This window comes from Litorimonas sp. WD9-15 (assembly GCF_050271975.1).
Classification (GTDB): domain Bacteria; phylum Pseudomonadota; class Alphaproteobacteria; order Caulobacterales; family Maricaulaceae; genus Litorimonas.
Genome location: NZ_CP189850.1, coordinates 1,894,351 through 1,919,688, shown reverse-complemented (window position 1 = coordinate 1,919,688; position 25,338 = coordinate 1,894,351). Strand labels below are relative to the sequence as shown.

Annotated in this window: 24 protein-coding genes; 10 read left to right on the top strand and 14 right to left on the bottom strand. The window is 53.4% G+C overall.

Annotated features, from left to right (window positions below):
• Positions 1-16 precede the first annotated feature (16 nt).
• The 3 genes from ACP9M6_RS09020 to ACP9M6_RS09010 all read right to left on the bottom strand — a co-directional run bounded on the left by ACP9M6_RS09020 (position 17) and on the right by ACP9M6_RS09010 (position 3,615).
• The gene (locus ACP9M6_RS09020; protein WP_427450398.1) at positions 17-1,594 is read right to left on the bottom strand and encodes a phytoene desaturase; all 1,578 of its coding nucleotides are present in this window, start codon (positions 1,592-1,594) and stop codon (positions 17-19) included.
• Positions 1,595-2,797, bottom strand: coding sequence for a lycopene beta-cyclase CrtY (gene crtY, locus ACP9M6_RS09015; RefSeq protein ID WP_427450396.1), 1,203 nt, complete (start codon positions 2,795-2,797; stop codon positions 1,595-1,597).
• A 368-nt stretch (positions 2,798-3,165) separates the two neighbouring features.
• The gene (locus ACP9M6_RS09010) at positions 3,166-3,615 is read right to left on the bottom strand and encodes a cytochrome c maturation protein CcmE (protein ID WP_427450394.1); all 450 of its coding nucleotides are present in this window, start codon (positions 3,613-3,615) and stop codon (positions 3,166-3,168) included.
• 54 nt (positions 3,616-3,669) lie between these two features.
• Between ACP9M6_RS09010 and ccmA the strand changes: the two genes are divergently transcribed.
• The 5 genes from ccmA to mazG are packed head-to-tail and all read left to right on the top strand — an operon-like array spanning position 3,670 to position 6,563.
• Positions 3,670-4,290, top strand: a complete 621-nt coding sequence (gene ccmA / locus ACP9M6_RS09005; protein WP_427450392.1) for a heme ABC exporter ATP-binding protein CcmA — start codon at positions 3,670-3,672, stop codon at positions 4,288-4,290.
• A complete protein-coding gene (locus ACP9M6_RS09000; protein WP_427450390.1) occupies positions 4,287-4,955 on the top strand; it encodes a heme exporter protein CcmB in 669 nt (222 codons plus the stop codon). The genes ccmA and ACP9M6_RS09000 overlap by 4 nt, the downstream gene beginning before the upstream one ends.
• Positions 4,956-5,711 (top strand): heme ABC transporter permease CcmC, encoded by a 756-nt coding sequence (gene ccmC, locus ACP9M6_RS08995; RefSeq protein ID WP_427450388.1) that lies wholly within the window; start codon positions 4,956-4,958, stop codon positions 5,709-5,711.
• Positions 5,704-5,811, top strand: a complete 108-nt coding sequence (gene ccmD / locus ACP9M6_RS08990; RefSeq protein WP_427450386.1) for a heme exporter protein CcmD — start codon at positions 5,704-5,706, stop codon at positions 5,809-5,811. Before ccmC ends, ccmD begins: the two co-directional genes overlap by 8 nt.
• The gene (gene mazG / locus ACP9M6_RS08985; RefSeq protein ID WP_427450384.1) at positions 5,808-6,563 is read left to right on the top strand and encodes a nucleoside triphosphate pyrophosphohydrolase; all 756 of its coding nucleotides are present in this window, start codon (positions 5,808-5,810) and stop codon (positions 6,561-6,563) included. Before ccmD ends, mazG begins: the two co-directional genes overlap by 4 nt.
• Here the strand turns inward: mazG and hflX are convergent.
• The 9 genes from hflX to dusB form a co-directional block, all read right to left on the bottom strand.
• Entirely contained in the window at positions 6,560-7,876 is a 1,317-nt protein-coding gene (hflX, locus tag ACP9M6_RS08980; protein ID WP_427450382.1) for a GTPase HflX, read from the bottom strand. The genes mazG and hflX overlap by 4 nt on opposite strands.
• A gap of 14 nt (positions 7,877-7,890) precedes the next feature.
• Entirely contained in the window at positions 7,891-8,136 is a 246-nt protein-coding gene (hfq, locus tag ACP9M6_RS08975) for an RNA chaperone Hfq (protein ID WP_427450380.1), read from the bottom strand.
• A gap of 149 nt (positions 8,137-8,285) precedes the next feature.
• Complete coding sequence (locus ACP9M6_RS08970) at positions 8,286-9,725, bottom strand: TrkH family potassium uptake protein (protein WP_427450378.1); 1,440 nt, start codon at positions 9,723-9,725, stop codon at positions 8,286-8,288.
• Positions 9,726-9,738: 13 nt separating this feature from the next.
• Positions 9,739-11,112, bottom strand: a complete 1,374-nt coding sequence (trkA, locus tag ACP9M6_RS08965; protein WP_427450376.1) for a Trk system potassium transporter TrkA — start codon at positions 11,110-11,112, stop codon at positions 9,739-9,741.
• Between the two features lie 23 nt (positions 11,113-11,135).
• On the bottom strand, positions 11,136-12,521 hold the full coding sequence (locus ACP9M6_RS08960; RefSeq protein WP_427450374.1) for a sigma-54-dependent transcriptional regulator: 1,386 nt from the start codon (positions 12,519-12,521) through the stop codon (positions 11,136-11,138).
• Entirely contained in the window at positions 12,518-14,758 is a 2,241-nt protein-coding gene (locus ACP9M6_RS08955; RefSeq protein WP_427450373.1) for an ATP-binding protein, read from the bottom strand. The genes ACP9M6_RS08960 and ACP9M6_RS08955 overlap by 4 nt, the downstream gene beginning before the upstream one ends.
• Positions 14,759-14,859: 101 nt before the next feature.
• Positions 14,860-16,173, bottom strand: coding sequence for a sigma 54-interacting transcriptional regulator (locus ACP9M6_RS08950; RefSeq protein ID WP_427450371.1), 1,314 nt, complete (start codon positions 16,171-16,173; stop codon positions 14,860-14,862).
• Complete coding sequence (locus ACP9M6_RS08945) at positions 16,170-17,222, bottom strand: two-component system sensor histidine kinase NtrB (RefSeq protein WP_427450369.1); 1,053 nt, start codon at positions 17,220-17,222, stop codon at positions 16,170-16,172. The genes ACP9M6_RS08950 and ACP9M6_RS08945 overlap by 4 nt, the downstream gene beginning before the upstream one ends.
• Entirely contained in the window at positions 17,219-18,289 is a 1,071-nt protein-coding gene (gene dusB / locus ACP9M6_RS08940) for a tRNA dihydrouridine synthase DusB (protein WP_427450367.1), read from the bottom strand. The genes ACP9M6_RS08945 and dusB overlap by 4 nt, the downstream gene beginning before the upstream one ends.
• Here dusB and ACP9M6_RS08935 point away from each other — a divergent pair.
• The gene (locus tag ACP9M6_RS08935; RefSeq protein ID WP_427450365.1) at positions 18,270-19,415 is read left to right on the top strand and encodes a bifunctional 2-C-methyl-D-erythritol 4-phosphate cytidylyltransferase/2-C-methyl-D-erythritol 2,4-cyclodiphosphate synthase; all 1,146 of its coding nucleotides are present in this window, start codon (positions 18,270-18,272) and stop codon (positions 19,413-19,415) included. The two genes, dusB and ACP9M6_RS08935, sit on opposite strands and share 20 nt — an antisense overlap.
• On the top strand, positions 19,412-19,909 hold the full coding sequence (locus ACP9M6_RS08930; protein ID WP_427450363.1) for a CinA family protein: 498 nt from the start codon (positions 19,412-19,414) through the stop codon (positions 19,907-19,909). The genes ACP9M6_RS08935 and ACP9M6_RS08930 overlap by 4 nt, the downstream gene beginning before the upstream one ends.
• On the opposite strand, the gene ACP9M6_RS08925 is transcribed toward ACP9M6_RS08930, so the two are convergent.
• Together ACP9M6_RS08925 and lipA are read right to left on the bottom strand one after the other, a co-directional pair.
• Positions 19,901-20,416 (bottom strand): type II toxin-antitoxin system RatA family toxin, encoded by a 516-nt coding sequence (locus ACP9M6_RS08925; RefSeq protein WP_427450361.1) that lies wholly within the window; start codon positions 20,414-20,416, stop codon positions 19,901-19,903. The genes ACP9M6_RS08930 and ACP9M6_RS08925 overlap by 9 nt on opposite strands.
• Complete coding sequence (lipA, locus tag ACP9M6_RS08920) at positions 20,416-21,381, bottom strand: lipoyl synthase (protein WP_427450360.1); 966 nt, start codon at positions 21,379-21,381, stop codon at positions 20,416-20,418. The genes ACP9M6_RS08925 and lipA overlap by 1 nt, the downstream gene beginning before the upstream one ends.
• On the opposite strand from lipA, the gene ACP9M6_RS08915 reads away from it, so the two are divergent.
• The 3 genes from ACP9M6_RS08915 to ACP9M6_RS08905 all read left to right on the top strand — a co-directional run bounded on the left by ACP9M6_RS08915 (position 21,380) and on the right by ACP9M6_RS08905 (position 25,336).
• Positions 21,380-22,189, top strand: a complete 810-nt coding sequence (locus ACP9M6_RS08915; RefSeq protein WP_427450358.1) for a LuxR C-terminal-related transcriptional regulator — start codon at positions 21,380-21,382, stop codon at positions 22,187-22,189. The two genes, lipA and ACP9M6_RS08915, sit on opposite strands and share 2 nt — an antisense overlap.
• 122 nt (positions 22,190-22,311) lie before the next feature.
• Positions 22,312-24,093 (top strand): sensor histidine kinase, encoded by a 1,782-nt coding sequence (locus ACP9M6_RS08910; protein ID WP_427450356.1) that lies wholly within the window; start codon positions 22,312-22,314, stop codon positions 24,091-24,093.
• Between the two features lie 202 nt (positions 24,094-24,295).
• The gene (locus tag ACP9M6_RS08905; RefSeq protein ID WP_427450355.1) at positions 24,296-25,336 is read left to right on the top strand and encodes an acyltransferase family protein; all 1,041 of its coding nucleotides are present in this window, start codon (positions 24,296-24,298) and stop codon (positions 25,334-25,336) included.
• Positions 25,337-25,338: the final 2 nt, after the last annotated feature.

Genomic DNA, 25,338 nt, shown 5'->3' with positions numbered 1-25,338 from the left:
AGTCATTGAGCTCCGACTATGTATTGGGCGGCCAGTCTCCGGAAGCTTTAGCTTTGGATAGCACGCCTGCAAAATCGTCCTCAATCACCCCGGCTGTCGCCTTCGCCGCGCCGACAACGCCAGGAACGCCTGCGCCCGGATGTGTCCCTGCGCCGGTAATATACATATTGTCGATGACATCATCGCGGTTATGCGGACGGAACCAGGCCGATTGCGTCAGGATCGGTTCGACCGAGAAAGCACTGCCGAGATGGGAGTTCATCTCGTCGCGGAACCCGAAGGGCGTCAGCGTATGCATAACTTCCAAATGATCGTTCAATCCGGGAATTGCGTGTTCTTCCAGATAGTCGAGGATCTTCTGCGCATAGGCCGGCCCAATCTCGTCCCAATCCAGATCGGCGTGACCCAGATGCGGAACAGGCGCGAGCACGTAATAGGCGGATTTCCCTTCCGGCGACATCGTAGAATCCGTAACAGAAGGCGCGTGGAGGTAGAGCGAGAAATCATCCGAGAGCTTGCCACCCTTCCCGAAAATCTCGGCAATCAATTCCTTATAACGCTGCCCGAAGAGAATGATGTGATGTTTCAGATGTTCCGGCGTCGGGATGTCGAGCCCGAAATAGATTACGAAAAGCGACATGGAATGGCGCTTCTTGGTCAGGGCTTTGCCGTATTTCGCGCCGCGCTTATGCTTGCGCAAAAGTTGCTGATAGGTGTGCACGACATCCGCATTGCTGGCCACCAGATCTGCGTCCTGTGTCCATCCATCCGCGGTTGTTACGCCCGTCACGCGGTCGCCTTCTGTATGGATATCTGTGACCTCGGAGTTCAGACGGACGTCGCCGCCAATATCCTTGAAAAGGCTGACCAAACCTGCGACGAGTGCGCCCGTCCCGCCCTTGGCGAACCAGACACCGCCCTTGCGCTCCAATGCATGGATGAGGCCGTAAATCGCGGAAGTCGCAAACGGGTTACCGCCGACGAGGAGCGATTGGAAGGAGAGGAGCTGCCGCGTCTTCTCATCCTTCACAAATTTGGAGACTTGCGCATAAACACTCCGGTCCGCACGAAGGCGGACGAGTTGAGGGGCGGCGGCGAACATCTGGCTCATTTTCAGGAAAGCCGTCGTGCCGAGCTTCTCATAACCCTCGCGGTAAAGCTCCTGCGAATAGGCGAGAAATTTCCGGTAGCCTTCGACATCATCGGGATTGCGGGACCGGATTTGTTCTTCGAGGAAATCCTGATCATTATTGTAATCGAGGACTTCGCCGTCTTCCCATTGCAGGCGGTAGAACGGGTCTACGGGCAGCAGCTCGACATAGTCCTTCATCTCGCGGCCCGCGACCGTGAAGAGTTCTTCGAGGCAATCGGGGTCGGTGATAACGGTCGGCCCGCCATCAAATTTGAACCCACCCATTTCGTAAACATAGGCGCGGCCGCCCGGCTTATCCCGATTGTCGAGCAGCGTCGTCTGGAATCCCATGGCCTGCAAACGGATGGCGAGCGCGATGCCACCAAAACCAGCGCCCACAACGATGGCCGTGGGACGTGCGGAGGATTTGACCATTTTGGCCGGATCAACTTGGATATTCATTTACGGCGCGTCCTTCTTGCGTTCGCGCCTGATAAAGGCGGATTCGCTGAAATTATAAAGTGCTTTAGATACGGGCACGGGCGGCTTTCCGATGAGGATGCGCGCTTTGTCGCGCCACGTCAGCGTGCCGCCATAGAACCGTTCGATCAGACCTTGGTTCAGCCCGTAAAACCGCTGGAGGACGCTATAGCGTTCCGTGGGCTTTGCCGCGCGGAACAGCATGCGGTTGAGGAGGCGGAGGAAGCGTTCGGACTTATATTTCTCACGCTTCAAATTTATGCACGCAGAATAAATATGTCCCTCGGCTTGTTCGTCAGGAAAGTTTTTGAAACAGTCAAAATCCCAAGCCAACCAGTAAGCATTTTTCAACGCATCTGGAAAACTATATCCAGTTACAGCATGAAAAAAACCACCCCGTATACCAATGGCTGGCGGGTAATATGCATCTTTTTTTACCGCCAATGTTATTGGCAGAACCCCCTTCTCCCGCCTCACAACCTCATACTCATCCACACGCAAGCGATCGCGGATATAATCCTTAATCCGCGCATCCACCTCTTGGCTCTGCAAGTCGGGGCCGTCCGTGTAATATGTATCTTCAACAAGGAGTTCGGTTTCAGAATAGGGCAAGCAATAGACAAAGCGGTACCCGCCAAGTTGCTCCACTGTCGCGTCCATAATGATGGGACGTTCAACGCCATGTGGCGTCTCGGTTTTAATCACGTGACCGACAAACTTCTGATAACCGAGAAAGACATCGTTATTCGGTTCGAACCCACGCGCATCCAAAACGCAGGTCGCGGACAATTTCTCCCCATTCCCCAAAACCACGTGATCAGGAGAGAGCGTCTCCACCCGCGTGTTCAACCGAACCTGCAAGCGCCCGCTTTCAATATGCGGCTGAACACAGGCGCGGAGTGTCTCGCTATTTCCGGTACAATAGGGAATATCCAGAGTCCGTTCCCGCTTTGGGAATTTCACGTCATAGCGATCCCATTGATAAGCAATAAAAGGTTTGATCCAATCTTGCAGATCCGGCGCTACATCAGTCAGATTAAACGACCATGTGTGATCGCCCGCGATTTGGTCCGAAGCTTCGACAATCTCAATCGTCAGACCGGGGTTTACATCAAGGCAGCGCCACGCCGTCAGCAGACCGGAGAGGCCTGCGCCAACGATGATCATATCAGGCGTTTCTGTCATAGGTTGGGTTTATGCCACGCGGTGAAAAGTACAAGCCATCACTGTCAGGCAGGACTGTCCTATGAGGAGGTCAAACACTGATTTCGCAAACCAATTTATAAAATTTTTGTCCTCACCTGAAACAAATCCTATGCTTAAAGGTGCAAAATTAACTAAAAAAAACTTAGGGTTAGGATAACTTATACACGAACAATACTGTGAATCACTCCCAAACACTGTCTAGCGCTGTCATAAACAAATTGTCTGGAGCAATCCGGGCAGACGGATGGTGCGGTTGCCCCACATCGGCCAAGCTATCCGTCACTTGAATTTCAGAATTGGCTTCGGCTAATACGGATAGATAGGTCGGTTCCCCCACACGAACCGGTCTATTTATCTTCTCCGTCACGGTAGGAAATTTCAGGCTGATAATTTTCATCATGTTTCGCGAGAACTTCCACGGCTTGAAAGGTCGTCGGTGAAGTGAGCCGCCCTGAAATCACGACGCCCTGCCCTTCCCGAAAAAGATCCGGCAAGGCACCAGTGTAGGTCACATTAATGGGCATACGCATTTCGCGTTCAAAATCTTCTACCCTAAACCGCGTTGTCAGGCCCTGCGTATCGACGGTCCCCTCAGCCACCAGCCCGCCGATTTTGAAGATATCAGAACGGGGCTCAAATCCTTCAGCCACCACATCAGATGGGTTTTCAAAGAACTGCGTATTCTCATTGAGGGCCTGCAAGATCAGAAACAAACCTGCCGCCAGCATAAGACCGAGAATACCGATCCAAAGAAGGCGACGGTTACGATTGGGCGGTTTAACACGGGTATCTGACATGTGCGGAGACATAGCACGGACGGCCTCCCCCGCAAGCGCAATGGCGCAGTCCAAATGAGTGACATCATCGCGCACCACCGCTATGGACGGGACATGACCGGCACCGCCACATTAAAGCTGATTGATGTTGATATCATTCGGGGTCACCGGACCCTGATATCTGCAATGACGCTGACCTTGGACCGACCACAACTTCTCTGGGTTGAAGGGGGGAACGGGATTGGAAAAACATCCCTGCTGCGCACTTGCGCGGGATTGAGCCAGCCTGCCTCCGGACAGGTTGCGTGGGCCCTGAATGAAGAGAGCTGCAAAGCTCCCGACGCCGTCGCGTTTTTGCCTGCGGACACTTACAATAAATCCGGCCTAACTACGCTAGAATCCGCGCAATTCTGGGGCGCGGACTTGGGTACTGTGGATATGGAATCCCACGCTACAACTCGGACGGAACGGCTTTCAACCGGCCAAGCGAAACGACTCTCGATCGCCAATCTTATCGCTGCGGAAAAGCCAATTTGGATTTTGGACGAACCCCTTGCGGGTTTGGACGCCGCGGGTCGGGAGGATGTGACCGCGCTCTTATCCGAACACATCTCCAATGACGGCATAGCCATCGTCGCGTCGCATACGCCCATTCCCGTTGCAAATATCTTCACGCAAAGACTTACGCTCGGATGATCGGTGTTTCGACCATACTTAAACGTGACGTAAAGCGCGCGGCCCGCTCCGGCGGGACATGGGCTTACGGGCTGGTCTTCATGGTGATCTTCCTAACGCTTTCCGCGATTGCCTTAGACGGAGAGATGTCAACGCTGCGCCGCCTTGGCGTGCCGCTCATCTGGCTGGCCGTGACATTCGCAACCCTGATGAGCGCGGACCGCGCATTTTCAGAAGATATAAAAGACGGGACAACGGGACAGCTTTGGCTGGGCGGGTTCGGATATCTGGAACAGGCGGGCAGTGGGATCTTCGCCTTCGGCCTCATCCATCTTCTCCCACTGATTATAACGGCTCCGCTTTGGTCGCTGCTCTTTGATCTGAATTCTGAGACGGTCATCGGCCTCGTCGCCGCGCTCCTGCTGGCCTTTCCGGGCATAGCGGCCTTCACAGCGCTTGCCGGGGCTCTAACGGGTGGCCAAGGAAAAGGCGGCTTCCTCGCGATTTTCATCAGTGCGCCGCTCCTCGTGCCGATCCTGATTTTCGGCGTGGCGGCGTCGCAAGCCTATGCCATCACAGGCTGGGCTGCGGTAGAATTTCGCGCTCTCGCGGGCTTGTCTCTTCTGGCATTGGCAGTATCAGTACCCGCAACTGCCGCTGCCCTGGCGGCCAATACGGATCGTTAAATGCGCTTTATCAGCTATCTCGCCAATCCCGCCCGTTTTCTGCGGTTCTCCAAATACGCGACACCGATTGCGGGTTGGCTGGCCTTGGCCCTGATTGGCTTTGGAACTCTGGTGTCCCTCATCTTCTCTCCTCCCGCGATTGAGCACGGGCAGACCGTGCGGATGATGTATGTCCACGTTCCTGCGGCTTGGTGTTCCATGGCGGCCTATACTGCGATTGCGGTGGCCAGCCTTGTCAGTTTCGTCTGGCGGCATAATCTCGCCGATAGTGTCGCGAGGTCCCTCGCCCTGCCGGGGGCCGCGTTTACCTTCCTCGCCCTGGTCACGGGGAGCCTCTGGGGGCGTCCGGCTTGGGGGACATGGTGGCAATGGGACGGGCGGATGACCTCTGTTCTCGTGCTGCTTTTCATCTATATCGGATATATGGCGATTTGGAATATCGTCGCGGATCGTCGCCAAGCGGCCCGTCTCGCCGCAATTGTTGCCATGGTCGGATGGCTCAATATTCCGATCATCAAATTCTCGGTGAATTGGTGGAATACGCTGCACCAGCCCGCGACGATATCGGAACCTGGCGCGCCGGGATTGCCCTTTGAATTGCTGCTTCCGCTCCTCCTCATGGCGCTGGGCTATACCGCCCTTCTCGCTTGGTTTGCCTTACGGGGAACCGAAGCCGAATTGGCAGAGTTAAAATCCCAACGGGCCGCCACCAATAAACCTGCTTCCGTCAAACTGGAGACGGTGACACATGATTGATTTCGGTAAAAACACGGCCTTTATTCTGGCCTCTTACGGCATCTCTGCGTTCACGCTTGGGTTGCTCGTCATTCTAACGCTGAGAAAACCTCGCAGATGACCGATCTCGGCGCGACGCCCTATGCGCGGATCACGAAGCTGATGGACCGTCTGCGGACGGATTGCCCGTGGGATCACGAGCAGACATTCGAAACCATCGCGCCCTACACAGTGGAGGAAGCCTATGAGGTCATGGACGCGATCAATCGTCAGGATATGACCGATCTAAAATCCGAACTTGGCGATCTTCTGTTTCAGGTTCTGTTCCACTCGAAAATCGCGAGCGAAGATGGAGCCTTCGATTTCGCGGATGTCTGTGACGGTCTTGTCGAGAAGATGGTGCGGAGGCATCCGCATGTCTTCGAAGGGGCGGAGAAACCCGATTGGGATGCGATTAAAGCGGCAGAGCGGAGCGGTAAGGGCGAGCAGAAAACGCTGGACGGTATCGCGCTGTCGCTCCCCGCCTTATTACGGGCGGAAAAGTTGCAGAAACGCGCGGCGAAGAAGGGATTTGACTGGCCGGATACGGATGGTCCTTATGAAAAGTTGTCTGAGGAAATCGAGGAAGTTCGTGAAGCTGTGAAAGACGGCGATGTTGACGAGATCGAGAACGAGATTGGCGATCTACTCTTCTCCGTCGTGAATCTCGCGCGTAAACTGAAAATCGATCCGGAAGCCGCGCTGCGCCGTGCCAACGGCAAATTCACAAAGCGGTTTAACGAAGTTGAGAAGCGCGCAGAGCCAGACCTAGAATCGCTCACTCTGGATGAGATGGAAGCCCTCTGGCAGGCGGCTAAACGCGACGGGCTCTAATTGATAATAAGTTCGCGGTAGCGGGCGAGGAATTTCCCCGCATCCGACTCATTGACGCGAACCTGCATCAGGACTGTGCCGTCATCAGACGCTTCATCGCGGAGGACTTGCCCGTTCTCATGCAACCAAGCGCGGGCCGAGAAGTTGGCAGGCGTGATTTTCACATCCAGAATATGGTCGTTGCGGGTCAGTGCTTCCTCAATCCCGTTCTCCAGCGCCTCGATACCTTCACCTGTCAGGCAGGAGATTTCGAACGCATCCATCATATCGGCATGTGTGCGCGTCGCATTGGCGCGTTCTGAAAGATGTTCAGCTTCCAGCTCGTTCAACAGATCGACCTTATTCCAGACCTCGATAATCGGCTGGCCATGTTCAGGTCCGGCCTCGATCTGTTCCAGCACTTCCATGACTTCCTCGCGTCTCCGTTCCGTCAAAGGATCGGACATGTCACGCACATGAAGCAGCAAGTCGGCTTCTTTCACTTCCTCCAGCGTCGCGCGGAAGGCGGTGATAAGGGAGGTCGGCAGGTCAGAGATAAAGCCAACAGTATCAGACAGCACAGCCGTTTGCCCGCTCGGCAAAGGTAGAATACGATGGGTCGTATCCAGCGTCGCAAAGAGCATATCCTTCGCCATGACACCACCCGTCGTCAGTTTGTTGAACAGCGTCGATTTCCCCGCATTGGTATAACCAACAAGCGCGACGACACGTTCGGGTGCGCGTTGGCGGGCTTTGCGTTGCAGTCCACGCGTGCGGCGGACATCGTCCAATTTGCGCTTCAATCGCGTTATCTTGTCATTCAGGACGCGACGGTCGCTCTCAATCTGCGTTTCACCCGGACCCGCCAGACCGCCTGTGCCACCCCGCTGCCGTTCCAAATGGGTCCAGGTCCGCACGAGGCGGGAGCGTTCATAACCCAAACGCGCGAGCTCGACCTGAAGCGAACCTTCTTTCGTCGCCGCGCGGAGGCCGAAAATTTCGAGGATCAGGCCCGTCCGGTCGATGACTTTAACTTTGAGAGTGCGTTCCAAGTTCCGTTGCTGAACGGGCGTGAGTGACGAGTTGATAATGACAAGCGTCAATTCATTTGCGGCAATCTCCGCCGCCATTTCGTCAATCTGACCCGAGCCGAAGAAATTCGAACTGCGAATATCGCGGATCGGAATGATTTTCGCGACCGACGGTTCAACGCCAAGCGCTTCGGCGAGACCAATGGCCTCTTCTAAGTCATAATCCGCATCTGATGCGCGATTATCGGCAAATCGGGGATGCGCGACGAGGGCGCGGTCCTGTTTAACAGCATGTTCAACCATGCAGGGCCGTAACCCTACTCGTCGTCAGTATCAACAGGATCGTGCAACTGAACGGGACCGCCTGGCATGATCGTGGAAATTGCGTGTTTGTAAACAAGCTGGACCTGACCATCGCGGCGCAGCAGGACGCAGAAATTATCGAACCACGTCACCATACCTTGCAATTTCACTCCATTGACGAGAAAAATCGTAACGGGCGTTTTTGCTTTGCGAACAGCATTTAGAAATGTGTCCTGAAGATTTTGATTACGGTCTGGCATATCACTCCCCCTTTATTTTTATGTTTAAGCCATAACATAGGGTAAAGTGTTATGGCGTCCCACACCGCAGTTTGTGGCGCAGTCGATTTGGGGTTGCAAGCCTCAATCCATCAGATGTGACGAAAAATGTCTTAGGCTGTCGCCTTGGCCTAGCGCTTCCAAAAATTAGGCATAAAGAGCGCAACAGCGCCGAGAACTTCTATTCGGCCCATCAGCATCAGAATAATGAAGACCCCCATCTGTCCAGACGTGAATTGCTCATAGGTCAGGCCTGATTCCGGGAGTGTCAAATTCAGCAGCGGCCCGACATTGGACAGGCTCGCCGCAGAGGTGGCTATGGCATCATCCAAGGAAAGTCCGACAACGCCCATCAGGGATATCCCAATCCCAAAGGCCAATGTGTAAGCAAAGAAATACATCCAGATAGAGAGAAAGGCCGCATCCGAGATGGTCTGCGACTTGAATTTCATGGGCAGCACGCGTGAAGGATGAGACAGGCGCGACAATTCTGTGCCCAAATGACGGAAGAGCAGGAGCATGCGGATGAGCTTTACTCCTCCCGCTGTCGACAATGCAGAGCCGCCTACTAAGGCCACGGTGATCAGAATAGCCGGCGGGACCATGTCGATGCTGATCACCTGATATTGAAATCCGGTGGAACTGACAAAATAGGCGCTATCGAGGAAGAGATCGAATAGATTACCCAATCCGGAAAACAACACGCCGATGACGACGAGACTGGCCAAGATTACGAACAGCGCACGATGTTCCGCATTCAAGATCAAACGCCAAGCCTCGCGCATCTTCCGCAAGCGGAAGAAATCCCAAATAATGGCAAGATTGAGCGCGCCAAAAATACAGAGAACCGCCAGAACCGTGGCGGCGAAAGGCGGTATGTAAAGCTGGAGAGGGCCTGCTCGGGGTGTTAGCCCCCCCGTGCTGATCCCGCTCAAGGCTAAGCATAAAGCCTCAAAGGCCGGTGCCCCGCCCAAAGTCATGAGGGTGAACCCGATCAAAGCCAATAAAAGATATATCCCCGCCACCAGGCGCCCAATAGCGATGAGGCGCGTGAACAATTCCCCTTTGCGCGATGTGAAAAGAATGGACCGGTGCACCCCCGTTCCGGTTTGGTTTACCGCCGCTAATATCACGATGGCAAAGGTCGCCACACTGACCCCGCCCGCCCATTGCAGGAGAGATCTCCAAAATAAAAGGACCGGCGGGAGGGCGTCCGGCACAAGCCGTGTCGCGCCCGTCGTCGTGAAAGCGGAGACACTTTCAAAATAAGCGGAGAGAAGGTCCGGACTTGCCCCCATCACACGGAAGGGCACGCAGAGAATCGCAGGCACTAAAACCCAGAACATCGTGAGGAAAACCAGGGCTTCAGCTTTGGTTTCATGCTCTCCGGTGCCAGAAGAAAGCATAACCAGCAAAAGACCAAATACACCGATGGAGACACCCAAGGATGCCATAATTATGGCCCCGGACAGGTCTTGCGCGATGAAGCTAATGATTGCCGTGATCGTAAACAGTCCCGTGCAGAGCAGGAACGTTCGACCCAGCCAGAATAATATGCGGTCTATCGCCACCTAGCGTATACCGTTAATAGTAATCAGAACTGACACGGAACATCGTCACAATATCGGACAAGGCCCCCTTCTCAGCGAGCAGGACAACACGATTGCCCGGACGCAGAACGATGTCCGGCGTTGGGAATATAACACCTGCATCAGATATCACGGCGCCGATAGCCACGCCCTCGCCCAAGCTCAGATCTCGCAGAGCTTTGCCAGCCATGGGAGATGTGTCGAGCACTTCGCCCTCAATCACTTCCGCACCGCCATTTTCAAGGGAGTAGACTTCGAGAATACGACCACGCCTAACGTGACGTAAAATAGAAGAAATGGTCGAGGCCCGCGGATCGATGACCATATCAATGCCAAGCTCTGACTGCATATCCTGCATGGAGAGTTCGTTGATCAGACTGATCGTGTGAGAGGCCCCTAATTTCTTGGCAAGAACTGCTGACAGGATATTCACACTATCACTATCGGTCAGACAAATCACCATTTCCGCACTGGAGACGCCGGCTTCTTCCTGAATATCCGCATCCATGGCATCCCCATTAAGGATCACAGTTCGCGTCAGATTGGCGGCGGACGCTTCGGCCCGGTCTTTATTGCGTTCGATCACCCGGACACGCATCCCGGAGGTTTTTTCCAGTGATTCCGCAACATAGATACCAATATTACCGCCGCCAATAATCACAATATGGCGGGCTTTGGTTTCTCTTGAGCCCAGCACTTCCAGAAGCCGCGTCGCATGGGCAGATTGTGTGATAATGTAGGCGCGGTCTCCGATTTCCAACGGATCATCCGGTGTTGGGGCGAATATCTCCCCTTCCCGCTCAATACCCACCACGGCAGCATGAAGCCCCGTAAAGAGGTCTGGAATTTGACGGATGGGCGTCTGGATGATGGGGCAATCCGCAGAAATTTCGACGCCCAGCATTTGCACGGCCCCATCCCCAAACGGAACGACGTTAAACGCACCGGGCGTGTTTAAACGCCTTAGGATAGATTTCCCAATCTCAATCTCGGGTGAGATGATAATATCAATGGGCATATTCTCACGCGAATAAAGGTCATTCCATTCACTGCTGAGATAACCTTGCGCCCGCACACGCGCGACTTTCGTGGGCACGTCAAAGAGCGAATGCGCGACCTGACAGGCCATCATATTGACCTCATCATAATGTGTGACCGCAATAATCATATCGCAGTCCTTCACACCCGCCCTAACCAAGACATCCGGATGGCTGCCGTGACCGATCACACCCCGCACATCGAGTTGGTTCGTAATCTGACGGATGAGGTCGGGGGACGTATCAATGACGGTAACGGTATTGCGTTCTGCCGACAGACGGGCGGCCAAACCATATCCGACCCGTCCCGCTCCACAAATAATGACGCGCATGTCGTAATCCTAAAGTTGGCGGCCTAGCTGTCCCGCGTCGATGTTCCCAAGCCTAGAGATTTGAGTTTGCGATGCAAGGCCGAACGCTCCATTCCAACAAAGCTGGCTGTGCGTGAAATATTACCGCCAAATCTGTCAATTTGCGCTTGTAAATATTCCCGTTCAAAATGCTCACGCGCATCACGGAGTGGCATCGCAATAATCCGGTCATTATCTGGCGAGTTTGTTCCACTTCGGACCACAGAGACTTCTTTCGGTAGGGTTTCGAGTGTAATGGCTTGGGTCGGCTCTCCCGTTGCGAGGATTAGCAACCGCTCTACATTATTGCGTAATTGGCGGACATTTCCTGGCCAATCATGCGCTTGCAGCGCCGCCATCGCATCGTCTCCGATTTGTCTGGCCGGTAGACCCGTGGACGCCGCGAGTTGTTCGATAAAATGCTCCACCAGAGCCGGAATGTCTTCCCGACGTTCTGACAATTTCGGCGCATGAAGCGGCATAACATTGAGTCGATGGAAGAGATCTTCGCGAAACCGTCCCATTGAAACTTCATCGGTCAGATCGCGAGACGAGCTCGTGATGACGCGCACATCCACTTGTACATCATCCTGCCCCCCAATGCGGTTAAACCGTTGCTCAACGAGCAGGCGGAGCAATTTACCCTGGGTTTCGAGCGGCATATCCGCCACTTCATCGAGGTAAAGCGTCCCATTATGCGCGCGTTCCAGAAGACCCGTTTTCTGCGGTGTATCCGGACCGGACGCTTCGACTCCGAATAATTCCTCTTCTACACGTTCAGGGACCATAGAGGCGGCGTTCACCGCCTTAAATGGACCATCAGATCGATTGGACTGCCCGTGCAGCAGGCGTGCTAAAAGCTCCTTACCCGTGCCCGATGCACCCGTGATGAGAACCCGGGAATTCGTCGCGGCAACCCGCGCAATTTTCTGCCGAAGTTGCGCGATTTGCGCAGAGCTGCCAACTAATCGGTCAACATTGACAGTCTTACCCTTCAACTCCTCATTTTCCTGACGCAGCCGGGAATTTTCCAAGGCACGCGTGGCGGTGATGATCAGTTTTTCAGCTTTGAACGGTTTCACAATATAATCAAATGCCCCTTTCCGAATGGCAGAAACGGCCGTCTCGACCGTGCCGTGCCCAGAAATGACGATGATTGGAATATTTTCATAGCGGGCCTTCAAGGCCGTTAGCAATTCGATCCCGTCCATGTCCGAGCCCTTAAGCCAGACATCCAGAACAACGAGGTTGGGCTTGCGGGTCCGCACGGCTTCCAAGGCCGCTTGCGACGTTGCAGCTTCCCGCACCTGATAGCCCTCGTCCTCCAAAATACCGGAAATCATGGCCCGAATATCGGTTTCATCCTCAACAATCAGAACATCGGATGTCATAAGACCTCACTTTGGCTAGGGCTGGAAAGCACTTCTGTTTCAGTTTCTTGCGGCAGGTAAATTGTCGTCCGGGCCCCCAACTGAGACTCTGGCGTGTCGAGCATTAACTGCCCGCCATGATCTTCGACAATTCGCTTCACAATGGCGAGGCCGAGCCCCGTCCCGCTCTCACGCGTCGTGACATAAGGCTCCATCAGTCGATCCGTATCTTTGAACGGCCAACCCGGACCATTATCAACAATCTCTATGGCGACGCGTTTACCGATCGACTTCAGCGAAATCGTCACCTCTCCGCTGAAATGCGCAACAACGCCTGCATCCACTTTGCGCTGAACCGCCTCCGCCGCATTCTTCAGGACATTCGTGAGCGCTTGGGACAATAAGCGTGCATCCCCGTAGACAAGGGTCGATGTCGGCCAAGGTCCTTTGCGTCGGAAGCGAATGTCAGGAAATGATACGCCTTGCGCAAAAATCGTTTCCGCCAAAATCGTCACAATATCGGTGGGTTCCAAATCAGGAGACGGCATGCGCGCAAAGGCGGAAAATTCATCCACCATCTGCTCCAAGCTTCCGACTTGCCGGATAATGGTTTGGGTACAATTATCGAATGTCTCACGGTCCGAGGTGATCTCATTCGCATATTTGCGCGACAGACGTTCCGCCGACAGTTGAATAGGCGTGAGTGGATTTTTGATTTCATGCGCGATTCGCCTGGCGACTTCACGCCACGCTGAATGCCGCTGGGCGGAGACCAGACGCGTCATATCATCAAAGGTCAGAACCCAACCCGTATCATTGCGAACGCCCTTATAGGCGGATACGTGAAGATCGAAAATCCGGGACCCCCCGCCCATTTCCAGTGTCACCTGATCTTCTGCCGTACCCGCAATTGACTCACGCGCCTTGGCAAAAGCGGGCGCGAATTCTTCGAGCACGAGTTTAATGGGTTGCCCGATCAGGTCTTCACCTCTGTCTTCCAGCAGCTTTTTCGCGGCATCATTGGACACCGTGATCTTGCCCTGCTGCGTGAGGCCGATAACGCCCGCACTCACACCTGACAGCACGGCTTCGGAAAATTGTCGGCGCTGTTCTGAAACATCATGTTCCCGGATTAATTCATCGCGCTGACTCTCGAGCTGGGATGTCATGCGATTAAACGCCGAACCGAGGTCTGATATTTCGCCCCAATCCCCCGTGACATCCACACGCGCCGCCATATCTCCGGCCCGCACACGTTCCGCCGCATTTACGAGACCTGAGAGCGGGTCGATGATTCGATTCGCCAATGCGAGCCCTAACCAGATGGACGCCATGAGAATTAAGAGCGCGCTATCGAGGAATGTCAGGAAGAAAATCTGATTCATTCGCGCCTGATTCTCATTAAAACGCGAGATTTGCAGGCTGGCATTTTCAATGCCCTGAATCGAAGACAGAACCTGATTGTCTGAGCGCAGGACATGTCCGGCATAAAGATAAGTGTTCGGGGCCTCGGAAAGTTTGGCCAGCGCGATGAGATAATTAATATCCTCGCGCTTCTGGAACGCGATTTCGGCCATATCCAGACCCGCCAATATGTCAGGTTCAGGAATACGTAAATCCGGCGCACCCGCACCCTCTGCACGAGTCAAAACGAATCCGTCCTCGCGCAAGATATAAACAGCATCAAGGTTCCGGGTTTGGGCTTCGCGCAACAGTTCTGCGGTAAAGGTTATGCGGGAGCCAAAATCCTGATTGCGGGTAATACCCTGCCGGAGATCAGACACATCACGCCCTAAATTCTCAAATTCCTGTGCGATATATCCGTCAAGGATTTGACGGGCCTCTTCCATATTATTGCGAACACTCTCTCCAAACAGACCCGACAGGTTCTGGGTGAGCAACGATGTCGAAAACCCGCCAACCAAAATGGCCGGCGTAAGGGCGGCGAGAGAGAAAATCATTACGAACCGCCTATGCAAAAGCGGCGCGCCCTGCCGGCCGGATTTTGCAAAAACAGTCGTCCAAATACGAACCCCGAGATAGACAGCTAAAATCAAGATCAGAGCGAGATTATAACGCAAGATATCATAGGCTTGTTCAATCCGCGCCGCATCAGCGGAATAAGACAAGAGCGCCCCCAAAATCGTCAACAGAATGGAGGCAATAAAGAGCGCGCCAAAGACCGTTGACCGCACGAGGCGAGGTCCGCGTTTGGCAGCGGGAATAGGCTGTGCCGCTAAAGGTAATTGGCCTGACATATCAGTCTGATTATTCAGAACAGGTCCCGCTGCAACTGCCCCTAAGGGGCTAGACTGTTGCAACTATATCGCGGTGTTGCTAAAATTCAACACTGTTTGTCTTAAGAGATATCCAAGGATTTCAACCGCGTACGAAGCGTATTGCGGTGGATGCCCAACTTATCCGCCGCCTTGGCCCGGTTCCCGCCCGTCAGGCGAAGAGCCTCAACAATGAGAGGCCTTTCGACCCAGGCCAGCGCTGTTGTGTAGGCCGACTCGCCCTCGTCATTTTCCGCATTCAACAGACTGCGACAGGCCTCTTCTAATTGTTGTCCTAAACGGTCCCGATTAGCGTCGGCTTTTTCGACGGGCGGCAGGTCTTTGTTGAATTCCTGCAGAACCATATCCGCCGTGATCACATCATCAGAGTAAAGGACGGCCAGTCGCCGGACCAGATTCTCTAATTCCCGGACGTTCCCGGTCCATTTATGGCGGTGTAAAACATCCAGCGCATCATTATCGAACCGCCGGGATTGATTGGGAGAGGCCTGAACGAGAAAAGCTTCCGCGAGTTCATAAGTGTCCTTATCGCGGGAGGCGAGATTCGGGATTTTAATCTCCGCCACATTTATCCGAAACAAAAGGTCATCACGGAACAGGCCTTTCTCAACCAAGTCCCGCAAGTCTTTCCGTGTCGCAGAAATCACGCGGGGGCGACTATTGGGCGGTATCATTTCAGCCTCATTCATCAGGGCGAGCAACCGCTCCTGCGTTGCCATGGAGAGTTCACCAATCTCGTCAATATAGATATCGCCGCCATTGACCTTCTGAAGCGTGAGAGACGTGTTTTCAAAATCTGTTGTCCGCAGAAACGGGCGATCCGCTCGAGGCCCACCATCATGGAGCAGACGCGCCACGAGGTCTTTCCCGGATCCAACAGCGCCCTGAATAAGGACGGGCAGATTACCCGCAGCAAAACGTGACACAGCACGGAAGACGGGCTGCATCACGGCACTCCGTCCAATCATGGGAAGACGTTTATTCTCACTCCGCATACGGGTCTTTCGCGGATTGACCGATTGTCCCGCCCGCGCGACGGCATTTGTGACATCGTCCAAATCAAACGGCTTCGGCACATATTCGAACACTTTGTGCTGACCAGACTTCAGCGCCGTGTTCACCGTATTATTCGCGCTGATGATGATGACCGGAAGTTTCGGACGAGCGGCTGAGAGTTGCGGCAGGCTCTCAAATACCTCGCGTCCGCCCATCATGACATCTGTCACCACAATATCACCCTGCCCGGCCTCCGCCCATTTCAGCAACGTATCCGCATTATCCGTTGCTTTCACACTGTGGCCTGCACGGGTGAGGGCTTTCGAGAGAACCAAACGCACACTGTCATCATCATCGGCGAGGAGGATTTCATATTTCATAGTGATAACTCTTCGGTGTTAGAGTGAGGCGGCGCAGGAAGGAGCAGGGAGAAAACGGTACGGCCAGGAACAGATTGTACTTCGACTATGCCCTCATGTGCGGCGGCCACTTTGGAAACCAGCGCCAGACCAAGACCTTGTCCGTCCGTTTTTGTTGTCACGAAGGGCTGGAATATCTGGGCCAGAAGGTCCTTTTGAATTCCGGGACCATCATCGATGATTCGGATTTGCATCGGTAAATGTTTAGCGGACGGCCCCCCGCGCACACCGGATCGGAATGAGGTTTCCAAACGGATTTTACCCTTATGGCCCGTACTTTCCGCTGCGTTCTTGATCAGGTTCAAAAGGGCCTGCATCAGTGTGTCCGCGTCGCCATAAGCATGTGGGAGTGACGGGTCATATCGCTCATCAAAGACGACATTCGGGCTAGCCGATTGAATGATACGACGCGCCTGTCGTAGGATTTCGTGAATATTCACGCGCTGCCCCTCTTCCGGGTCAGCATCCCCCAGTTTCTCCATCCGGTCTGCTAGACGGCTAATTCTGTCAATTTCTGACCCGATAAGATCAATCAACGCCAAGCCCTCTACGCTGGCAACATCATCGCGCAGGAGTTGCGCCGCGCCTTTTATACCGGCGAGCGGATTTTTGAGTTCATGGGCAATCATTCTGCCCATACCCGTTACGACCTGACCGCCAATTTTCGTTTCACGTGGCTGCGGGCCAAGGAACCAGACCGATAGGCCGACGCCATCAGATGTCATATAGGCAGTCAGATGGGCCATGCGTCCGTCTCCGCCCGCTTTGATATCTTTGACCGACACATGACGGGTCGTTATGGCGGCGTGTTTATCTCGCGCTTTACCCGTAATACCCTGCGAGTCCGGGTCTGTTGCGACGATATCCCAGAGGCGTTTTCCCTCAATTTTATGAGATGACCGCCCCAGCCATTCCTGTGCAGCTTGGTTTACCCAAAGAATATGGTCGTCATCATCCAGCTTAAATAGCGGGAATGGCCAGTCTTCGACAAGCGGTACAATATTCGTCATGCCGCCACCGCATTTTGGAAGAACACCTGTGACAGCGCTTCCGCAACATCCTCCGCGTCCAACCCCTGACAGACACGTTTACGCAACGGGTCATCCTTGGACAATCCGGCATCGTCGCAGTAGGCTGCCAGATGTTTGCGGGCGAAGCGGATGGCTTTCCCTTCGGGATAAAAATCGTGGATATCGCGATAATGTGCGACGGCAATTTCTGATTTCTCTGCCAATGTGGGTTGGCTGACCGAGTCACCATCTACCGCCGCCCGGATTTCCGCAATATCCCAGGGCCGCCCGATCAGAGAGCGTCCGACCATCACACCGTCTGCGCCTGACTCCTCCATAGCTTTCACGGCATCCGCGCCGTCGAAAATATCTCCATTGACGAAGACCGGACGATCAACCGCAGTAACGACAGAGGAAACAGCCACCCAATCGGCCTCACCTTTATAAAATTGACACCGTGTACGCCCATGGACGACGAACATTTGAATCCCAATATCTTCGGCAGACTTTGCAATATCTGCCGCATTTAAACTCTCATGATCCCAGCCCAAGCGCATTTTTAGTGTCACAGGCACATCGACTGCTTCAACAACTGCCTCGATGATCTCAAGCGCCAGTTTCGGCTCCCGCATCAGGGCCGACCCTGACAGGGCCCCTGTCACTTTGCGCGCGGGACAACCCATATTGATGTCGATAATATCCGCGCCCGCCGCCTCGCACGCCTTCGCGCCCTCGCCCATCCAATGCGGATCCCGCCCAACGAGTTGAATGGCGAGCGGGTCCACATATCCCCGACCCGACGCTTTCGCGAGATTTTCCGCATCACCCGAGACAAGACGCTCACTTGCGACCATTTCAGACACGACTAAGCCCGGCTCAAATTGGTGCAGAACCTTCCGAAAGGGCAAATCCGTCACCCCCGACATGGGCGCGATCAGGACACGACTTTTCAAGACATGCTTGCCGATATGGATTGGGTTTGCCATTGCAGTCGTCGTAAGCTGTTTTTGCGAACCGCACAATAATTCACCGGAGTTGGAAAGCACGATGACACGTGACGCACTCATATTGGTCGCCGCCGGAAAAGGCATGCGCGCGGGCGGGGATATACCGAAACAATATAGGCGAATTGGATCACAACCCCTTTTAGTTCGAACACTGCAAAATGCTCTAAAAGCCCATAATTTCGGGACAATCATTGTCGTTATAAGCGCAGATGATGATTTTGCGGAAGGCTGCCTCGCGCCCTTTGGCGACGAGGTCAGAACGACCATTGGTGGGGCGACACGCACGGATTCTGTGCGGGCGGGGCTGAATGTCCTGCAAGGCGAGAGAATCGATCATGTCTATATACACGATGCCGCGCGGCCCTTCCTGACACAGACGCTTTTGCAGGACTTATCGAACGCTCTCGAAACGCATCAGGCCACGGCACCTGCCCTACCCATCGCTGATGCGCTCAAAACCTTGGAGGGAGATAGCGTGGACCGCGATGCGTTAAGACGGGTGCAAACCCCACAAGCCTTTCGTTACGCCGATATCCTATCGGCTTTTGACGCTGCGAAACCGGGCGAAAGCCATGCCGATGATATTGCGGTTGCGCGGGCCGCTGGCCTCTCCCTCTCCTTCACGTCCGGTGATCCCGATAATTTCAAGGTGACCTATCCCGAAGATTTCGCCAAAGCAGAGCGCATGGTAGATCAGACTTACACCGCAACAGGTTCCGGCTTCGACGTGCATCAATTCGATTTCGAATCCAATGATCCGCTTTGGCTATGCGGTGTTCCGATTAACTGCGGCTACACACTGAAGGGGCATTCAGATGCAGATGCGGGACTGCATGCGCTGACGGATGCCATTCTAGGCGCGCTTTGTTTTGGGGATATTGGCGATCATTTTCCGCCCTCCGATCCACAATGGAAAGGCGCGTCGAGCGATAAATTTCTTCTCTTTGCAATGGATAAAGTGAAGGAACGCAAAGGGTTGCTTCAACATGTGGATGTTACTTTGATCTGCGAACAACCGAAAATCAAACCGCATCGCGAGGCTATGCGGGAGAAGATTGCGGAGCTTTGCGGCCTTCCGCTTAGCCGTGTCAGTGTGAAAGCGACGACAACCGAAAAACTCGGCTTTACGGGTCGCGGCGAAGGCCTTGCGGCACAGGCCGTTGCAACAGTGAGGCTTGGGTCATGAGCCAGAATATGTTGAAAGAGATTTTCGGCCTTTCGGCGGAACTCGTGGAAAAAGCGACATTAAAGGGCTGGAAAATTGCGACGGCGGAAAGCTGTACAGGCGGACTCATCGGGGCGGCCATCACCGCAACATCCGGCAGTTCCGGTATGTTTAAGGGCGGCATCATCGCCTATGATAATCAAATCAAAACCAAGCTCCTCGCCGTCCCGCCCTCGACAATCGGGAAATACGGCGCGGTCAGCGAGATTGTCGCCACACGTATGGCCGCAGGCGCGGTGGAACGTTTGGACGTCGACCTCGCAGTCGCCGTCACGGGCGTAGCGGGCCCGGGTGGCGGTAGCGAAGACAAACCCGTTGGGACCGTCTGGATCGGCATTGCAACGCGGGAGGCGAGCTTTGCCGTGCTTCATCACTTCGCAGATATGAGCCGAAACAAAGTCAGAGATGCAACCTGTTTGGAAGCCCTGAAAGCGCTTCTAAAAGCTTTAGACTAGGCCTTCAGATTTCAAACCGAGGCGTTTCAACTCCGGGCCGGAGTCGTAAAGCTTCTCACCAATATGTGGCAGAGTTCTCCCTGCGCGGGTCTCAAACAAGTTCATAATATGAACCGCCGCCTTGGCGAATTTTTCGCGAAGGAGGAATTCTAAGGGCATGGCTTTCAACCGCACATCCACGACGACATCGACGACGGTAGAGCCATCTTCAATTGGATGAAATTTCCACTCATTCAATAGAGATTTAACCGCGCCGCCCTTTTCTGCCTTTTTGACGCTAATCTTCATGGTGCTTGGGTCAATCGTAACATGAGATTTAAAGGTCTCACGGATCATCTTATACGCGACTATGGCCTCGGCTTCGAACTCCGTGTCAGATAGTTTTTTCGTGATACGAAGCGCCGAAATCAGATCGATAAATTCCGGATAATTTTCAACATCCGCGACCAACGCGAATAAACCATCCGCGTCATGACGGATGCGTCTGACAATTCTCGTCGACGGCATTAGCGGCTAACGCCTAGTTTAGCATCGCGCGCGGCCCGCATTTGTGCAAAGTCACTATCCGCATGATAGGACGAACGGGTGAGCGGACTGGCTGACACCATCAAGAAGCCTTTCGCCCGCGCGATCGTCTCATAGGATTTAAACTCTTCCGGCGTGACAAAACGGTCAATTTTCGCATGTTTCCGCGTGGGCTGAAGATATTGGCCAATGGTCAGGAAATCGACGCCGGCGGACCGCATATCATCCATGACCTGCATGATCTCTTCTTTCGTTTCACCCAAACCCACCATGAGGCCGGATTTCGTGAATTGCGACGGATCGCGGTCCTTCACCTTCTCTAGCAAACGCAGCGAATGATAGTAACGCGCCCCCGGACGAATTTTCAGATAGAGACGCGGCACCGTTTCCAGATTGTGGTTAAACACATCAGGCCGCGCATCAATCACTTTATTCGGGGCGTCGCCCTTGCGCAGAAAATCAGGCGTCAAAATTTCAATTGTTGTGTCGGGCGACTTCGCACGAATAGCCTCAATCACGTCGACAAAATGCTGCGCACCGCCATCGTCGAGGTCGTCCCGGTCCACAGATGTAATCACGACATGTTTGAGTTTCATCTCAAGGACAGCTTCCGCAATCTTCTTTGGCTCATAGGCATCCACATCTTGCGGCAATCCTGTTGCCACATTGCAAAATGCGCAAGCCCGCGTACAGATTTCGCCCAGCACCATGAAGGTTGCATGAGATTTCTCCCAACACTCCCCGATATTCGGACAAGCTGCTTCCTCACAAACGGTCACGAGGCCTTTGTCTTTCACTATCTTCCGTGTCTCCGCATAGCCTTTAGACGTCGGGGCTTTTACACGAATCCATTTGGGTTTGCGCAGGACCTCTGTATCCGGGCGGTTCGCCTTTTCAGGATGTCGCGGTCTTGCTTTATTCGCGTTCAGATCAAGTATCGTAGCCATGAGCGCTAAATGGGCGGGCAAAGCGGCGGATTCAAGCAAATTCAGCTTCCCAAGCTGCGCCAAATCCGCAACTCTAACCCCCATGAACACGCCGATTGAAAAACAGAGCCCATTGTCTGAAAAGGTTCTTAATATGGAACCTAGCCGCGTACTATTGGTGGAAGATGAGCCCAGCGCCTTTGAACGCTGTGCACAGCTTGTCGAACAACACCCTCGCCTCGAACTTTTTGCAGGTGTGAATAACTATACTGAAGCCAAAGCATTGGTCGACACCAAAGCCGAACAGTTCGACCTCCTCCTGACCGACCTACAACTGGGTGACGGAGATGGAGCGGACCTTATCCGCGACTGGCGGAGCGGTGACGAGGCCAACCATAGGCGTGCGATGGTCATTTCCGTCTTTGGCGACGTCACCAGCGTTATCCGGGCTGTCGAGGCGGGCGCGGATGGATACCTCCTCAAAGGTGGATCTGACTTTGAAATGTTCAATTCAATCACAACCGTTTTAGAGGGCGGCGCACCGATTAGCGCAGCCGTGGCAGGTCATCTGTTGAAACGGGTTCGAAAAGAGACACCCAAGCCAACGCAATCGGATAAACCGAACCTCCTATCTAAGCGTGAAATTGAAGTGCTCTCCGCACTCGCCCGCGGGCGATCCTACAAGGAGGTTGCGCGCGATATGGATATCTCGCCCCATACGGTCGGGGGACATGTGAAGAGCATCTATCACAAACTGGCCGTTACCTCGCGGGGTGAGGCAGTCTATAAAGCTGTTCAAGAGGGCATGATCGATCTGAACGCAAGTTAATGGACACCCTATCGCATGGACTCTCGCATTCTCGCGAAAGCTTGTCCGGGGCAATGCGCCTTACCGTTGTGGTCCTATCTACTGTTCTCGCACTTTATCTTTCTATCCTCATAAGCGAGCGAATGATGGTCCCGGAAAACGTGGTCAAACTCGACAGTTTGGCCACGGCTGTTCCTGACGGCAGTCCACGATTGACGGTTGGGCGAGACGGATATGGAAGTTATATTGGACAACGCGGCGCGGATACAGCTTACATATCGGGTGATATCACCGATCATGTCAAAGGCCTGACGGAACCTGCGATCCTCATCCAATATTCTCGACGTACAATTGACATGAGGGTCAATGGCGAAAGATTACTGCCTTATAGTCGGCCAGCCCGTCTTAATGGTCATATTTTTCAGGAACCACATTTATACTTATTCCCAGAGGAACTTAAGCCACCTTACTTTCTGGAGATGAGGGCGCAAACGACAAAAAATCAGCCTTATGTCGGCATGCCTCTATTGTCTGAAAAACGTAACCTTCTGCGAGCTTACCGTTGGCAATATGTTATGGGTGTCTGGATGGTCACATTCTCCGCGGCGGCCTGCATGATTGGCGGTTTGATCGCGTTCCTACTCTCACTCCGTTCAAAAAGGCCTGGAGAGATGGTTGCATTCGGCTGCCTCATGCTGGGTTGGATGACGGTTTGCCTCACATATACCGGCGTTTTTACAGGCGCACTTGGGAATATAGGTAACCTTATCTATACTTTCGCTATTTTCATAGTCGCCGTTTCCGCACTCTCTTTCATTAATGAATGGACATTCAGAAAACGATGGATTCGGTATTATGCAGTCCCTTTGATGGCATTGCTCTATCTAGGCTTATTCATCGCAATGATCTTCCTGGATAGATCCGTTTTTATCGACATTATCTTGATCGCAGATGTTATTGCCGCATTTGCAATCGTAACTATGATTTGGCAAGTTTGCTCTGCTCTTCTCAGAGAATTGAAGATCAGTATGTTTAGTGCAGTTGTCTTCCTCTCAACCATTCTTGCCGTCGTTATAGATATCATCTCCTCTGTATCTTTAGATGCGACAGCAGCCATCTGGATGGGAACGCCTGTGACACTTCATTATGGGCCAATCATTTGTATTTTTCTGGGATTAACGATTTTAAGTGGTTTTCTGAGAAGTTTCGTAGAAACCCAGAGAATGCTGGCAAAATCCAACACATTCCTTGTCTCTCAACTCGCCGAGCGGGAAGCCGAAATCGCAAATGTTTACGCACAACGTGAGACCGAAATGCGTGAGGCTGCGCTCGTGGATGAACGCAAACGGATCATGCGTGATATGCATGACGGCGTCGGCGGGAAGCTGCTGTCACTCTCACTCCGTGCAAAAGGTGGGCGTTTGGCCCCCAGCGAGATGGGAAAAGAGCTTGATGACAGCCTTCAGGAACTTCGCCTCATCGTCGATTCGATGGACACAGCCGATGGCGAACTGGACCTCGCGCTCGGTGCGCTTCGCGGACGATTGGAACCTGCTCTTTATGAAGCCGGCATAGAACTGGATTGGGATGCGGGCGACCTGGGGCATCAGCCGAATTACGGACCGGAAGAGGTGCTTTCCATTTACCGGATCATTCAAGAGGCCGTGATAAATATTATTCGTCATGCCAAGGCCTCAGAAATTCATTTTAAAAGCCGGATACTGCCCAATGGCACGATTGAAATTACGATTGAAGATGATGGGATTGGACTATCACAAGACAATTTGCGGCCAGGCGCAAAGGGACTGTCCAATCTTAGAACACGCACCAAGGACCTAAATGGAAATATTGAATTTCTAGCCGCCACAGAATCGAAATCCGGGCTCCGCGTACGGTTGGAGTTACCAGGTAATATTGACGCATGAGACCAGCTCGCCTCTGCAAATTGGCGAGATTGACGCCCTAAACTGACTTTCGGCACAAATTTTGCAACGTTTTAACCTCAATCTGCCATGTGGCAGGCAAAGGAGGTTTGGTACCATTACGACGCAAACTGATAATAGACCCGAAGATCGTGAGACTCACGTTATTCGCGACGGTCACGATAACTTCTTCACACCGCTGAGATTGCTCTTTGCCTCTCTCGTTGTGATTGGTCATGCCTTTGTCATTGCCATGCGCGACCCGACCCTAGAGCCCCATATTTTCTATCATTACACGTTCAGTTATATGGCCGTGAATATGTTCTTCATTGCCTCGGGATTTCTCGTCACGAAATCGATGGTCTATCGCGGCGACACGCCCAGTTTCCTTTCTGCGCGGGCCTTGCGCATTTTCCCGGCTCTAGTCGTACACGTCATATTTGTGATGATCGTGATCGGCCCCTTGGCCACAAGTCTGCCGTTGAAAGCGTTTTTCAGCTCGCCTGACTGGTATCTCCAACCCGTCAAGGTTTTGACTTTCTACAAGACCGGCATGGTTATGCCTGGAGCCTTTGAAGGCAATGCGGAAAATTTCGGATCTGCCCCACTATGGACGCTACGATATGAGGTTCTGGCCTATATTGCGACATTGGGCGTTTTCAGCCTTGGCCTGTTGAAACGAAAATGGATGGCGCTGGCCCAATTTATTCTGCCTTCTATCGCATGGATTATATTCACGCAGTTGAACCTGTTTGAAAACCTTCCAGCGACACTTAACAACATGTGTCGTTTTGGGATTGCCTATGGGTTGGGGGCTACAATTTACGCTTATCGCGACCGCCTCACCTTCCATTGGGTGAGCCTATTTGTCCTTTTGGCATTAAGTTGGATGTTTCGCTCAACCCCGGTTGTTGAGGTTATTATGAACCTCATCTTGGCTTGGGTCGTCTTTAAACTCGCCTATATACGCGCCCCGCGCTTCGCGTTTTTGCAGAAACTTCCGGACCTCTCTTACGGCATCTACATCTATCATTGGTGCGTGTTGCAGATGCTGTTTCACTGGATGCCGGATCTGTCGGTTTTAACACTCTTCGTGCTGGGCTTTCCCCCAACTGTCGTGCTTGCAGCGCTAAGCTGGTACATCATCGAAAAACCGATGCTGAAGAGCAAAACACGCTTTGCAAATTGGCTACGCGATATCGGACTGAAACAGCGTAAACCGTCAGGCGCAATGCTTCTAGACTAAGG